The following is a 13,681-nucleotide window of genomic DNA, read 5'->3' on the forward strand; positions in this document are numbered from 1 at the left end:
TTTTCTTCATTCTATGCAAGTTAAACATGTCTTGCCCGGAACCTTTTCACACACGTACATAGTTTGAACTTTACAAAAGAGGTGATACGAATAGTACAGATAAAAAAGACAGTAAAAAACAAAAAATAGTTCATATTTCTAAGGAGGAGTTTAAAAATGAAAAGTATACGACATTTTAAAACTATCATTCTTACTTTCATGTTAGTAGGACTTATAGCTTTTATAGCTGCATGTGGTGGAAGTAATGAAACAGGACAAAGCGGTGGATCTGGATCAATCGATACGATCACATTCGCTGATGCTGGATGGGACAGTATTCGCATTCATAACACAATCGCTAGAAATATTATTGAAAATGGGTTTGAATACAACACCGAGTCAATGCCAGGATCAGAAACTGGTTCTCTTATTGGAATAGGAAACGGAAGTCTAGATGTCTATATGGAGATTTGGACAGGTAACTTTTACGACCAATATTCAGAAGCAATTGAAAGTGGGGATATTGTTGAATTATCCGTAAACTTTGACGATACAGCAGAAGGATTATATGTTCCTACGTATGTGATTGAGGGTGACGCAGAGCGAGGCATTGAGCCATTAGCACCAGGTTTAAAATCAATTCATGATTTACCTGATTACTGGGAAGTGTTTCAAGACCCAGAAGATGCATCAAAAGGGAGAATTTATGGCTCAATACCTGGCTGGGCAGCAGATAATGTATTAGAAGCAAAAATGGTCAACTACGGACTAGAAGATACATTCAATTATTTTCAACCTGGATCAGATACTGCACTGAACACATCATTAATTAATGCTTACGAAAATGGCGAACCTTGGGTAGGTTACTATTGGGAACCAACTTGGATTGCTGGAATGTATGACATTACTCTTCTTGAAGATGAACCTTACGATGAAACATTATGGAATGATGGATATTTAACAGAATTCCCTTCACAACGTTTGACTATCGCTGTCCAAAATCAATTGCCAGAACAAGCTCCTGATGTGGCTGAATTCTTAAGCAATTACGCAACAAGTGCGGCGATTACAAATGAGTTACTTGCTTACATGCAAGAGAACGATGCTGAAAATGAAGAAGTTGCCGAATTTTTTTTGAAAGAGTATGAAGATGTTTGGACAACGTGGGTTTCAGAAGAAGTAGTAGAAAAAGTGAAAGCAGGACTTTAAAACAAATATGGCTTGGCTAAAACGACTTTAGTCAAGCCTTTTGTATACCATTGATTTATCAACTTACTAGGAGGTGAATTGGTTGCATTTTTCAATGATTGCAACTGAAGAAGAATGAACAATTTCCCTGACTCGTTACGTTTTGAATTAGGAAAGTATATTGAAACATTTGTAAGGTGGCTAGAAGCCAATTTCTCTGGATTATTTGATGCGATTAGCGCTTCCCTATTATGGGTGATGGTCCACATGGAAAACTTTTTAATCATGATTCCTTGGTGGCTTGTTATTATTGTAATTTTTGTACTAGGTTGGCGTTGTGCATCCCTTGTTTCTGGTATCGTCTTTGCTCTTTTAATGATTTTAGTTGGCTCATTTGGTTACTGGGATTTTACAATGATGACTTTAGCGATCGTGTTAGCATCTGTATTTATTTCATTGCTATTTGGAATCCCAATTGGTATTGCTATGGCTTACAACCGTACTACGGAAGCAATCATGAAACCAATATTAGACGCAATGCAGACGATGCCAAGCTTTGTGTACCTAATCCCGGCTATGATTTTCTTCGGGCTAGGCAAAGTCCCTGCCGTCATTGCAACGATTATTTATGCAATCCCACCGGTTATTAGGTTAACAAACCTTGCTATTCGTAGAGTATCAAAAGACATGGTGGAAGCTGCCTATTCATACGGCTCCTCCCCAATGCAAGTACTAACGAAAGTCCAACTTCCTCAAGCTCTTCCAACCATCATGACTGGAATTAACCAGACAACGATGATGGCACTAGCTATGGTCGTTATCGCTTCAATGATTGGAGCTCAAGGTCTTGGAATGGAAGTATTGATTGCCATAAACCGAGTTGATATCGCTCGAGGTTTTGAAGCTGGTCTAGGCATTGTTATTTTAGCCATTATCATGGATCGTATTTCACAAGGTATCGCCAAAAATTCACAAGTGAAAGAATAAGAAGATATAAGGAAAGTAGGAGTTCGATTATGACAGAAAAAGTAAGAGTGGAAAACTTAACAAAAATATTCGGACGAAATCCCAAATCTGTATTACCGAAAGTAAAACAAGGCATATCAAAAGAGAAAATCCTAAAAGATACTAAGCACACGGTTGGTATTTACGACATTTCGTTACGTGTAAATGAAGGTGAAATGTTCGTGATCATGGGTCTTTCTGGTAGTGGTAAATCGACATTAATTCGCTGTTTAAACTTATTAAATAAACCAACAGATGGAAAGATTATTGTTGATGGTGAAAACATTGTAGAGTATTCAAAACAACAATTACGTACATTTAGACAGAATAAAATCGCGATGGTCTTTCAACATTTCGGTCTTTTCAGCCATAAAAACGTCATTGATAATGTTCAATATGGCCTTGAAGTCAAAAATGTAGATAAAGAAGAGCGTTATGAAAAAGCAAAGCAAGCTCTTGCCAATGCCGGACTAGCAGGATGGGAAGAAAAAATGCCTCATGAGTTAAGTGGAGGAATGCAGCAACGTGTGGGGCTCGCTCGCGCCCTAGCAACAGATCCGGATATTTTATTAATGGATGAGCCATTCAGTGCACTTGACCCTCTCATCAAGCGCGATATGCAATTAGAGTTAATGGAACTACAAGCAAAATTGAAAAAGACGATCATTTTTATTACGCATGATATCAACGAGGCATTTAAGATTGGGGATCGCGTAGCCGTTATGAAAGATGGTCAAATTGAACAAAGCGGGACACCGGAAGAAATTATCGAAAAACCGAAAAGTGATTATATTAAAGATTTCGTAAAAGATATTGATCGTTCGAAAGTTCTACAGGCAAGCAATGTCATGTACAAACCTTCTGCTGTCGTTTCTCTAAAAGAAGGGTTGAAATCAGCAGTAAATGAAATGCGTTCAAACGGTATTTCTAGTGTCTTTGTCGTTAATAGTGAGCGGAAATTACAGGGTCTCGTTACGATCGATGACACCGTAAAGGCCATTAAAGAAAACAAAACGTTAAAAGATATTTTAAATGATAATTACTTTACGACAGACCCTGATGCGTATTTACAAGATTTAATTCCAAAAGCTTCAGAGTCCAAATACCCTCTTGCCGTTGTTGATAATGATCAAAAACTTCTTGGCATTATATCAAGAGTATCGGTATTGTCTGCGCTGGTTTAATACAAAAAATCCCACAACCCTTTAATGTAGGTTGTGGGATTTTTTGTACAACGTTATCCCAAAGATTAATCAAGCTTTTGAGACACCCCTTGCCTTTTCTTCTCATCCCTCATAGATACACTTTAAATTAATTCATCCGGAAGACATTTTTAGCACGTCTAGATGGGGCGTATTGGGTCTTTTCAACATATGATATGGTATCCGTTTCTACAGGAGGAGCCGATATGACCTATACTCACTCTATCAAACGACAACTTCCATTGTTTTTAGCAAATTGTTGTTTACAAACTTACATTCAATATGCCAACCATGATGAGTTCACCATACCAAAAGGATTTAAGCTGCTGACTAGCTTCAAAGCCAACGCCTTCGGTTTTAAAGAATGGTTTGGATTTATTCTAGAGTCAAAAAAAAGCGTGATTATTGCGTTTAGAGGTACAGACTCAAATCCCGATTGGATGGTTGATGCAGAAGTCGCTCAAGTACCCTTTCCTTATACGAAAGAAACTTGTCACGTTCATGAAGGGTTTTCTGCTATTTACCAATCATGTCGAGATGACATCATGGACACTTTAGAAAACATTCCACTAAAAAAGCAAATCTATGTTACAGGACATAGTTTAGGAGCTGCACTTGCTACATTATGTTCAATGGATCTCACAACTCACGGCTATCATGTAACACTTTATAACTTTGCTAGTCCAAGAGTAGGAGACCCATTATTTGCTCAGCAGTTTAACGAAAAAATTGAAGAAAGTTACCGATTCGTTAACATTTATGATATCGTACCACTTTTACCACCAGAATCGATTTACAGTCCACTTACTGATCAAATGTATCAATACGAGCATATTAAAGGTGGACGCACGTTCGGTTTACAAACAGATACGTTAAGTGGAAATCATAGCATCTATACTTATATTAAAGGTGTAAAAGACTTGTAGCCACACTAAAAGAGGCCACTGAATTAGGTTTGGTTTTCACTTTTCAGTGGCCTCTAAACAATGAGCTAAACCGTTTCTTTTTTAAAACCTACTATGAGTGGGTTCCTGATTAGCAGGGACGCAACCGTGTGTAGCCATTACACTTCTCTCAATCTGCTAAAAGGAACTTTTTCTCTCATTATTCCTGAGGTTTAGTTGCTTTTAATAAAATAGCTTCCCCTTTAAACGTTTCTACTTTCTTGTTCCTTAAATGCAATCGAAACTTTTTATGAGCTGCTTCAGTCGCACCAATCATAAAATCCGATAAATGAACCCTCTTTTCATTTGCAAGATTCATCATGTCACACCATGTATCAAAATGAAACTTCTTATCAAACGAATAAGATTCCACTATTTCAAAACCTGTTACCTCTATTAGGTTATACCACTCTGATTTCTTCCACGCCCGAAAATGACTAGGGTCTCTATCCTTTTCAATTTTGTTATAAAAGAAGTCTAAATGATCTAACTCAGGGGCTACATTATCAATTAGTAACAACGTGCCTCCCTTTCTGGTAACGCGAAATGCTTCTTTAACAAAAGCATTCACATTAGGAAAATGATGAGCTGCAATTCGACATGTGACTACGTCAAAACACTCATCCTGAAACGGGAGTTGCTCCGCATCCCCTTGGATAAAGGAAACATTAGAATGTCCATTTTTTTCGATAAATTGTCTTGCTACTTTTAAAATCTCAGAGGTTAGATCAAGTGCGGTAACCTTTAAAACAAAAGGTGCTAAGAGATTGGCAACATGCCCCCCTCCTGTAGCGATATCAAGGCAATCTTCATCTCCGGTTATACCGGAAATATGTAATAACTTTTGGAGATCTTCCCCTTTGGCGTGAGTTTGACTCGTTACATAATTACTTGCATTATTACCAAATTGCGCTTGTACACTTTCTTTCATTCCATTGTCTTTCATCATCACCACATCCTCTTATTAAAATGGAAATAAAGTTACGATGATACTCTTCAAGATTATTCCACCTTTATCATATAGTAGGACAAATAATAAAATCAATTACAAGGCAGATTCTCTCCACCTGTGACTGAGTTAACAGAAAGAAATTTACACTCCATTTATAGTAATTATACGAAAACCAAAAGGGGTGCTTTTATGTTAGCAACAAAGTGTACACAGAAACCGTCTACCGCTAGAAAAAAAGTAAGAATCCTGTTGCCTAAAGAGCATGGCACTTGGATGATGTTCTTTTTACCTTATTTTTTAGGAACAATGATCATAGGTCTGACAACTTTTCATATTCCTTTTTTGATCGGATGGTTCTTTCTCTTTCTTGCCTCAACGCCACTTTTCTCTATTATCCGCAATCAAAAAGTAATAGGAAAAATGTTGCCTTGGCTTGTCTCATATTCAATTATTGCTCTTGTCATTTTGATTCCAATTATATGGCACTATCCTATCTTATTAGTACTTGGGATTATCCTTGTTCCTCTGCTTGCTATAAATCTATATTTTATTAAAAAGAAAAATGAAAGAAGTTTATTGAATAATATTAGTGGGATCATTACGTTTGGATTAGGGGGAGTAGCTGCGGTTATTCTCGGAGGAGGTTCAATTTTGGATGAAGCAATCTTTTTATTGCTTTATGTCACTTTTTATTTTACAGGAAGTGCCTTCTACGTTAAGTCCCTTATTCGTGAAAGAAAGAATCATCGTTTCAGAATAATATCACATACGTATCATGTTCTATTGTTACTCGTACCTGTCCTAATAGGGCAGCCGTTGCTTGCCGTTGCTTATTTTCCAGGATCCGTAAAAGATTGGATTACTACAAGAAAGAAACAAATGAAACCCATGCAAATTGGCATCATTGAAATTGTAAATGGCATCGTATTTTTTGTACTCAGTTTAGCCTTCTTTTTATGATCAAAAAAACAACCAGTGCACGTAGCATTTTCGTGACTGGTTGTTTGCTTATACTCGTTTGCGTTTGGGTACATAAATGCAGTATGGTTCTGCTTGTAAATAATCACCCGTTATAGCAAAGGCTCTTGCCCGTGACCCTCCACATATATGGCGATATTCACACACACTACACTTTCCCTTAAAAAGGTCAGGCTCACGTAACTGGGTAAACACCGGGTGTTCTCTATATATCTTTGCAAGAGGTTCTTCTCTTACATTGCCACAATGAATAGGAAGAAAGCCACTTGGAAATACGTCGCCGAGGTGAGAAATAAATAAAAAACCATTCCCGTCATTTACCCCTTTTGGCGCTCGTCCTAATATGTCGTGTTTTTTTCTTCCTTCCGCTTTTTTTGTTTTCTTTGATTGGCGCTGTAAGAGTACCCTTCTAAAATGTGGAGCTTCTGTCGTCTTAATATCAAACGAGGAAGTTTCTTTTACTTCTGCAAGCCAATGTAATACTTCTTCATGACGTTCTGGAGATATCGGCTCCATATTCGACGCTCGTCCAGTTGGAACCAAAAAGAATACACTCCAAAGTACAGTCTCTAATTGCTCCATTAATTTTGCCATATCTTTTAATTCATTTACGTTGTAGTGAGAAACAACTGTATTAATTTGAATTGGCATGCCTAATTCATGTAAATGCCGAATGGCTTTCATGGTTAAATCAAACGAACCCTTTGTTCCTCTAAAATGATCATGAATTTCTTTTGTTGGACCATCTAAACTAAATGCCCATCTTGATAACCCTGCTGCTTTCACTTTTTCAATCGCTTTTTTCGTCACTCTCGGAGTGGCACTAGGAGTCATAGAGACACGCACTCCCTTTTGAACAGCATACTCAATTAACTCGTAAAGGTCCTCTCTCATTAATGGATCTCCTCCTGTAAAAACAAGCAAAGGGTTATCCATCTCATATATTTGATTAATTAATTCCTTTCCTTCTTCCGTTGTTAGTTCCCTTGGATCACGAAGATGTTGAGCTTCTGCTCGACAATGCAAACATTTTAACGCACAGGCCCTCGTTATTTCCCAAATAACGATAAATGGATTTTCTTTATAATTACTTTCCATTCAACAGCTCTCCTCTAATTTTAACTAGTTTTAGAGTATCAAAACATATCAATTCCATAGGTGATAGATATCACAAAAAAAGAACGTTCATAAGTTTGTCATTATTTCAATAACACAAAAAACCAATTAATCCCTATGAGACTAATTGGTTAACACACGATTATAATCGAGATTAATAGGAAACTCATTTTCTCGTACCGGTTTGCTAAAGTAATACCCTTGCCCTTTATGACAATTTTGTTTCTTTAAATAAGCTAATTGTTTTTCGTTTTCAATCCCTTCAGCAATAACTGTAAAATTCAAATTAATACCCATTTGAATGATCGTATTGACGATCAATTCACCATCAAGGTCTAATTCATGAATGAATGATTTATCAATTTTAATTGTATCCACTGGTAAATGTTTTAGATAACTTAAGGATGAGTACCCAGTTCCAAAATCATCAATAGAAATCTTTACACCTAATTTCTTTAAAGCAGCTAATTTTTTTTGTGATGCTTCTATATTTAAGAGAATACCCTCAGTTATTTCCAGTTCCAAGCATGAAGGGTCAAGCTCCGTATCTGTTAAAATTTCTTTAATATCATCTACAAAATGGTTATTTCTAAATTGAACTGGAGAGACATTAACTGAAATTTTCCTGAAAAAACGGCCAGCATCTTGCCACTTTTTCAACTGTTGACAGGCAGACTGAAGGATCCACTTTCCAACAGGAACGATAGAACCTACTTCTTCTAGTACAGGAATAAATTCAGCAGGAGAAACAAAACCAAATGATGAGTTATCCCATCTTAGTAAGGCTTCAGCCCCTTCTATCTCACCGTTTGTTAAGTTTACTAGCGGTTGATAAACAAGATAGAACTCGTTACATTCAAGAGCTTGGGCTGCTTCTTGTTGCATTCTGTAGTATCTCTCCATTTCGAGACTATGTTTGGGTGTACTAAAACGATATGTATTCCCACCTTGTTGCTTTGCTTTGTACATTGCATGGTCTGCTTCCTTTACTAATGATTCAATAAACTTTTGATAATTATCAGTTTCAGCTGAAATACAATCCAAACTGACCCCAATACTAGTTGAAAGCAATATTTTGTTCTTGAGAATATAAAATGGCAAAGAAAGTTGATTCATTATTTTCTTAATGAAAGTGATGACTTCTTGTTTGTTTTTAACCTCATCTAAGATGATAACGAACTCATCTCCTCCTTGCCGAGTGATAAAGTCGTTTTTTCGAAGACAATCTTTTAATCGCTGCCCCGCTTCTTTTATTAACAAATCTCCAATATTATGTCCATATTGATCATTAATAGACTTAAAGCGATCTAAATCTAGAAATAAAATCGCGATTTGCTCATTTCTTTTTTGATCAATTTGAACATCACTTAGCCATTTATTTAATTTGTTTCTATTCGGCAACATCGTTAAGGGATCGAAGTAAGCCATGGATTTCATATTTTCTTCCATTTGCTTTCGATCTGTGATTTCATGACGGATTGATACATATTGATATGGAACTCCATCTTCACTTAAAAAAGGAACAATCGTTGTATCGACCCAATAATACGTTCCGTCCTTTGCTCTATTTTTAAATTCTCCCCTCCAGACACTTCCTTTTGTAATCGTTTTCCATAAAGTCTGGATGAACTCTTTACTATGGTAACCCGCGTTAATAATCCGGTGATCTTTCCCTATCAACTCTTCTCTACTATATTTAGAGATGTTACAAAATTTATCATTAACAAATTGAATGATCCCTCTGTGATCCGTAATGGCTACAATGCATGATTCATTTAACGCTGATTCAATGTTTCTCAGCTTTTTTAAAGCCTGATCTAGTTCAGTCTCTACACCCATCCTGTCCCCTCATTTCTGCTCAAGACTGCTTCTGTTATTTTACTTGATGAGGCTGTTTCTCGCTGTGACAAAAGTCACACTTTTTAGTGAAAGCTACATGTAGAAGTTTAATGTAGACTATTTGTCCAACCTTATCGCCCTTCTTCTTACTATCCTCATGAAAAAAGAAAAAAACTTGAACATAGTTTCATCCAACCAGGTAACTATAAGAAAATAGAATGCACATGGAGGAAGAATACATGAAAAACAAACATATAACGATAGCAGGTACAGATATAGATGAAGTGAAGAAACTCAACAGTCAATCAGGTCTAACTTATAACGAAGCGAAATTGTTGTTGGCTAAAAAACGAGGATTTACGACATATGATCAGAAAAAGTAATGAGCGTGGATTGCCAAGTGCTGATTAAATCAATAGAAGGACAACTATGGGCATAAGTTTATAATAAAGAATCCTCTTTAAAATAGTTGCACGGTTGATGTCACTTATTTTAAAAAGAGGATTCTTTACTGTATAAAAATAGCTTATTCTAACAAAATAATCATACAAAGATAATAGGAGGTTCATCAATATGGATGTAGCAGATACATTACTACTTGTAACATTTGGAGCATTCTTAGTTATTTGTATTTCATTAGCGATTTGGGTCAGTAAAAGAAAGAAGGGAAATAATTAGTTAAATATAATTCACAATCTTCCCCCAATACTCTATGGCATTTTGTTAACAAACAACATTATGCCCTCCGCTTTATAGCAACGTTTTTAATAACAAAAATCCTAAGTACCCATCTTACAAAAAGAATACAAGTAATTGGGCAGCAATCGCAACAAAAATAAGCGCAAAAGGGTAGGCGGCAGCATATGCGATGGACGCATCGTCTGTTTCGATTAATTGATTAACTGCACCCAGTCCGGGTGTACTAGTAAGCCCTCCACTCAAAGCTCCCAATGAATGAACCATACTTAATTTGAAAAATTTTCTCGCAAGCCAAAATCCTACAGCAATGGGGACAATTGTAATGAATGCACCCCCAATTATGAGACTTATTCCTTCTTTTTGTATTACCTCGACTAATCCTTGCCCAGCAGTCGTTCCTGCTCCAGCTAAAAACAAAACAAGTCCTATGTCGCGAATGACCTGATTGGACGGTTGAAAAAATCGAGCACGTATTGGACCTAATCGTCCAAAATGGCCAATAATTAAAGCCACAAACAAAGGACCACCTGCAACACCTAACGTAATTGTACCTAATTTTGGTAAATAAATAGGAACCATACCGACTATAATCCCCATTAACAATATCAAACTCAAAGAAAATATATGAACATTTGTGACCGTTAGCGTCTTTTTTGTAAATAACTTTTCGACAACATCCAACCGATCTTCGCTACTAACTAACGTAAGGATATCACCTCTCTCAAAACGCCATTTAGAATTTTGATTAAATTCAAAGCCTCCACGTTCAATACGCGTTACCGTTACACCGTACATGCGCCGCAGCTCCAGCTCCCTTACATTCTTCCCGATCATCTCTTCTGAATCAACCACTACTTTCCTGAGCTTTACATGATCTGCGTTCTGAAAGTTCGTATTAACCTCTCTTCCTATGTCTTGACAAAATGTATGCAAATCCTCTTTAATTCCAACAGCTACAAGATAATCTCCTTTTAAAATGACTGTATCGTTTAATGCAATAATATTACGATCTCCACGAATAACCCGACTGATAACGACCGATTTGTATTTATGAAAACGCAATTCCTTTAATGTACGCTTATTGACATTTGGATTAAGAACTTCAACAGTCATCACTTCAGGAGACCCTTCTGTTTTAGCCGGATCAATTGCAAGTTGTGCATCTTTCAACAGGTCTATTTTTAATAATCTTGGTAAAAGTTGAACAAACAGAACAACCGACACTACTCCAAACGGATAAGCAATCCCATATCCAACAGATGCTAATGGATCATTTGTCGCTTGAAGAGCAGCGGCTAAACCTGGTGTACTTGTTAAGGCACCTGTCATCAATCCAATACTTAATGCTGGAGATAAATCAAACAAATGCGAAACGACAATCGTGGTAATGGATGCAATAAGTACAATTAGAAGGCCAATCACACCAAAAATTAGTCCGCTTGAACGCATCATTCGAAAAAAACGTGGACCTGCTTGTAAACCGACAGCTACAATAAACAAACTAAGCCCAAGGTTTTGAACAGTCATAGAAACTTGATAGCCAAAATGACCAAATAACATGGCTACCAACAGGACCCCAGACGTCCCTAAACTTAAGCCTTTAATTTGGGCCTGCCCAAGCATGGAACCTAAAAACAATATAACAAATAATAACAGCAACGGTTCTTCCAATAAGGAAATAAGTAACTCCATGTTTCTTCCTCCACTTTCAAATGCAATTAATAAATGTTTTCAACTTATTATATATCTTCTTTCCCATTGAACCACCTCTTTATGCTCATCGTTTCACAATATATACTATTTTTTATTCATTATGTCAGTAAAAAAGCTTCTCTATTAGTAAGGACAAACCTTAAGAGAAGCTTTTTATACTTAATTATTTTTTTCTCGTTTACTAAAAGACAATGTATTCTGCTTCCGTTTTAACTTTATAGTTAATTCCATAAACCACTGTTCATCTCTTGTTGAAAGGGCCAAATCAATAAAGTTTAACAACTCTCCTTCAGAGTAATTGGTTAGTACTGTTTGTCTCTCAATATCTTTCTTATCAATCCGTATCGTTCTACCTATAAAATTCTTATTGTCGCTAAAGAGAACTTTCACTCTAGCTAATGGGTTAAATGATTCAATGCTTTCTATATATCCATGTACCCACTCATCGTTTCTCGTCTTCCCTTTAATCCAGTCACCAGGTTTATACCCTGTATTGTAGTTAGCTTCCATGCTATGTTCACCAACCTTTGTCATACCGACTTTAGCACTGACTGTATCCTTTGACTAAGTTGAGATCTTCATTGTTCATTTAAAATACAACGATCTGGCACAATCATTATATTCACTTTTTACCGTATCTTCTTGGGCTTTTTGGAATTTTGCAGTCCTTTTTTCGTTAGCCGTGCCCTCTATAAACATTTGTTCATGTATCTGTCATTATCCATTAACTCTACTTGATTCGTGATCTTGCGGTCGTACAGGCCTTTTTAACCTTTGAACTACCAAAATTAAAATACAAACAAATAAAAAAGCTGAAAAATAGAATTCAGTAAAAGGCCTCCAACTGTATAAAATAGTGCCAATCATAGGACCTGCCGCCATTCCGAGATATCTAGAAAAATTATAAGCACCAATCGCTGTTCCTCTTATCTGACTAAACGTTTGGACAAGGATGGTTGTTTGTATTGGCGAAGATACCCCCATACATAAGCCAAATAAGGCTGTCGTTAGCATAACAAATGGCAATGATAACGGTGCTAGTAAAACGTAAAGCAGGATGGAAAAAATATTACAGATAGAAGAAATAAGTAAGAGTTTACGCTGAGAAATCCATTCTTGAATTCTTCCTCCAAGAATGTTTCCCAAGACTACCGTCAATGTCAATGGAATAAATAACCAACCAACTTGACTTGTTGAGAGAACATAATTTTGTTGGAGCAAATGTGGCAAGAAAACAATGAAATTATAATACGTATAATATTGTATAAACCCATACAAAAGGACAACAGATCCTGTATGACTCATGAAAATGAGGCCAAAATCACCGAACCGGAATCGTTTGCTTGTAGCATTAGGCCTTCTAGTTTCAGGCAATAAATAGAAATTCGACAAAAATAAAATAATACCCATTATCGTCAAAAACCAGAAGACACCATTAAAAGTTGTATATCCTCCAATGAGTCCACCTGCAAGCGGACCCAAAACAGGTCCAAGCGACACACACATTTGAAAAGTCCCCATCGATCTTCCCAACATTTTCCCTTGAAATAAGTCACCAATAACCGTTGTTGCTACAACTGAACCAGCGGCAATACCCGCGGCTTGAACGACTCTAAAAAAGATTAAGACCCAAATTGTAGGAGAGAGTGCTGCACCTATTGAACCTACTATGTAAATGAATATAGCTGGAAGGAGTACCTTTTTTCGTCCATACCGATCAACCAAAGGTCCATAGACAATTTGCATGAAAGCCAGTACAAGAGTAAAAATTGAGATCGTTATGTTCACAACTAACTCGGACGAGCCAAAATGCTGTTGAACTTCAGGGATTAGCGGTACATAAATTGTCTGAGTAAACGGTCCAAAAAAAGCAGCAAGAGATACGAATAAGACAATCCATTTATTTTTCAATAGTTTCCCTTTCCTTTCTTATCAAAGTAATTACCATGTTCTTTTATAGGAAATTCCCGCATTTCTTCTCTTTTCTTAGTATGTTATAGTACTTTTACATACGTAAATAGATTGTTCTCCCTACATATGCAACAGTGAAAAAACAACTTAACTCT

General features: G+C 36.6%; 12 protein-coding genes. 6 read left to right on the forward strand and 6 right to left on the reverse strand.

Going from position 1 to position 13,681, the window contains the following annotated elements:
* Nucleotides 1-156: 156 nt before the first annotated feature.
* From N0O92_RS13805 to N0O92_RS13820, 4 genes are all read left to right on the forward strand, one after another.
* Nucleotides 157-1,188 (forward strand): ABC transporter substrate-binding protein, encoded by a 1,032-nt coding sequence (locus tag N0O92_RS13805; protein ID WP_315615254.1) that lies wholly within the window; start codon nucleotides 157-159, stop codon nucleotides 1,186-1,188.
* Between the two features lie 246 nt (nucleotides 1,189-1,434).
* Nucleotides 1,435-2,154 carry an ABC transporter permease gene (locus N0O92_RS13810; protein WP_396334513.1) on the forward strand — a complete coding sequence of 240 codons (720 nt, stop codon included), beginning with the start codon at nucleotides 1,435-1,437 and terminating at the stop codon, nucleotides 2,152-2,154.
* Nucleotides 2,155-2,183: 29 nt separating this feature from the next.
* Entirely contained in the window at nucleotides 2,184-3,356 is a 1,173-nt protein-coding gene (locus N0O92_RS13815; protein WP_315615256.1) for a quaternary amine ABC transporter ATP-binding protein, read from the forward strand.
* A gap of 224 nt (nucleotides 3,357-3,580) precedes the next feature.
* On the forward strand, nucleotides 3,581-4,300 hold the full coding sequence (locus N0O92_RS13820; protein ID WP_315615258.1) for a lipase family protein: 720 nt from the start codon (nucleotides 3,581-3,583) through the stop codon (nucleotides 4,298-4,300).
* Nucleotides 4,301-4,478: 178 nt separating this feature from the next.
* On the opposite strand, the gene N0O92_RS13825 is transcribed toward N0O92_RS13820, so the two are convergent.
* Nucleotides 4,479-5,267 carry a class I SAM-dependent methyltransferase gene (locus tag N0O92_RS13825; protein ID WP_315615259.1) on the reverse strand — a complete coding sequence of 263 codons (789 nt, stop codon included), beginning with the start codon at nucleotides 5,265-5,267 and terminating at the stop codon, nucleotides 4,479-4,481.
* 192 nt (nucleotides 5,268-5,459) lie between these two features.
* On the opposite strand from N0O92_RS13825, the gene N0O92_RS13830 reads away from it, so the two are divergent.
* Complete coding sequence (locus N0O92_RS13830; RefSeq protein ID WP_315615260.1) at nucleotides 5,460-6,230, forward strand: YwiC-like family protein; 771 nt, start codon at nucleotides 5,460-5,462, stop codon at nucleotides 6,228-6,230.
* Nucleotides 6,231-6,278: 48 nt separating this feature from the next.
* On the opposite strand, the gene N0O92_RS13835 is transcribed toward N0O92_RS13830, so the two are convergent.
* A complete protein-coding gene (locus N0O92_RS13835) occupies nucleotides 6,279-7,346 on the reverse strand; it encodes a TIGR04053 family radical SAM/SPASM domain-containing protein (RefSeq protein ID WP_315615261.1) in 1,068 nt (355 codons plus the stop codon).
* A gap of 141 nt (nucleotides 7,347-7,487) precedes the next feature.
* Nucleotides 7,488-9,203: a putative bifunctional diguanylate cyclase/phosphodiesterase gene (locus tag N0O92_RS13840; protein WP_315615262.1), complete on the reverse strand. Its 1,716-nt coding sequence runs from the start codon at nucleotides 9,201-9,203 to the stop codon at nucleotides 7,488-7,490.
* Between the two features lie 239 nt (nucleotides 9,204-9,442).
* Between N0O92_RS13840 and N0O92_RS13845 the strand changes: the two genes are divergently transcribed.
* Nucleotides 9,443-9,586 carry a hypothetical protein gene (locus N0O92_RS13845; RefSeq protein ID WP_315615263.1) on the forward strand — a complete coding sequence of 48 codons (144 nt, stop codon included), beginning with the start codon at nucleotides 9,443-9,445 and terminating at the stop codon, nucleotides 9,584-9,586.
* A gap of 409 nt (nucleotides 9,587-9,995) precedes the next feature.
* Here N0O92_RS13845 and N0O92_RS13850 read toward each other — a convergent pair whose 3' ends face one another.
* The 3 genes from N0O92_RS13850 to N0O92_RS13860 form a co-directional block, all read right to left on the reverse strand.
* Entirely contained in the window at nucleotides 9,996-11,594 is a 1,599-nt protein-coding gene (locus N0O92_RS13850) for an aspartate:alanine exchanger family transporter (RefSeq protein ID WP_315615264.1), read from the reverse strand.
* Between the two features lie 180 nt (nucleotides 11,595-11,774).
* On the reverse strand, nucleotides 11,775-12,125 hold the full coding sequence (locus tag N0O92_RS13855) for an IDEAL domain-containing protein (protein WP_315615265.1): 351 nt from the start codon (nucleotides 12,123-12,125) through the stop codon (nucleotides 11,775-11,777).
* A 207-nt stretch (nucleotides 12,126-12,332) separates the two neighbouring features.
* Nucleotides 12,333-13,526 carry an MFS transporter gene (locus tag N0O92_RS13860; protein ID WP_315615266.1) on the reverse strand — a complete coding sequence of 398 codons (1,194 nt, stop codon included), beginning with the start codon at nucleotides 13,524-13,526 and terminating at the stop codon, nucleotides 12,333-12,335.
* Nucleotides 13,527-13,681 lie beyond the last annotated feature (155 nt).

It is taken from the genome of Alkalihalobacillus sp. MEB130 (assembly GCF_032335535.1).
In the GTDB taxonomy this organism is placed as follows: Bacteria; Bacillota; Bacilli; order Bacillales; family Bacillaceae_D; genus Halalkalibacter.

Coding starts and splice junctions, on each gene's coding strand:
- N0O92_RS13810 (WP_396334513.1), top strand. CDS start 1,435: ATGGAAAACTTTTTAATCATGATTCCTTGGTGGCTTGTTATTATTGTA.
- N0O92_RS13815 (WP_315615256.1), top strand. CDS start 2,184: ATGACAGAAAAAGTAAGAGTGGAAAACTTAACAAAAATATTCGGACGA.
- N0O92_RS13855 (WP_315615265.1), bottom strand. CDS start 12,125: ATGGAAGCTAACTACAATACAGGGTATAAACCTGGTGACTGGATTAAA.
- N0O92_RS13830 (WP_315615260.1), top strand. CDS start 5,460: ATGTTAGCAACAAAGTGTACACAGAAACCGTCTACCGCTAGAAAAAAA.
- N0O92_RS13835 (WP_315615261.1), bottom strand. CDS start 7,346: ATGGAAAGTAATTATAAAGAAAATCCATTTATCGTTATTTGGGAAATA.
- N0O92_RS13825 (WP_315615259.1), bottom strand. CDS start 5,267: ATGATGAAAGACAATGGAATGAAAGAAAGTGTACAAGCGCAATTTGGT.
- N0O92_RS13850 (WP_315615264.1), bottom strand. CDS start 11,594: ATGGAGTTACTTATTTCCTTATTGGAAGAACCGTTGCTGTTATTATTT.
- N0O92_RS13820 (WP_315615258.1), top strand. CDS start 3,581: ATGACCTATACTCACTCTATCAAACGACAACTTCCATTGTTTTTAGCA.
- N0O92_RS13805 (WP_315615254.1), top strand. CDS start 157: ATGAAAAGTATACGACATTTTAAAACTATCATTCTTACTTTCATGTTA.
- N0O92_RS13845 (WP_315615263.1), top strand. CDS start 9,443: ATGAAAAACAAACATATAACGATAGCAGGTACAGATATAGATGAAGTG.
- N0O92_RS13840 (WP_315615262.1), bottom strand. CDS start 9,203: ATGGGTGTAGAGACTGAACTAGATCAGGCTTTAAAAAAGCTGAGAAAC.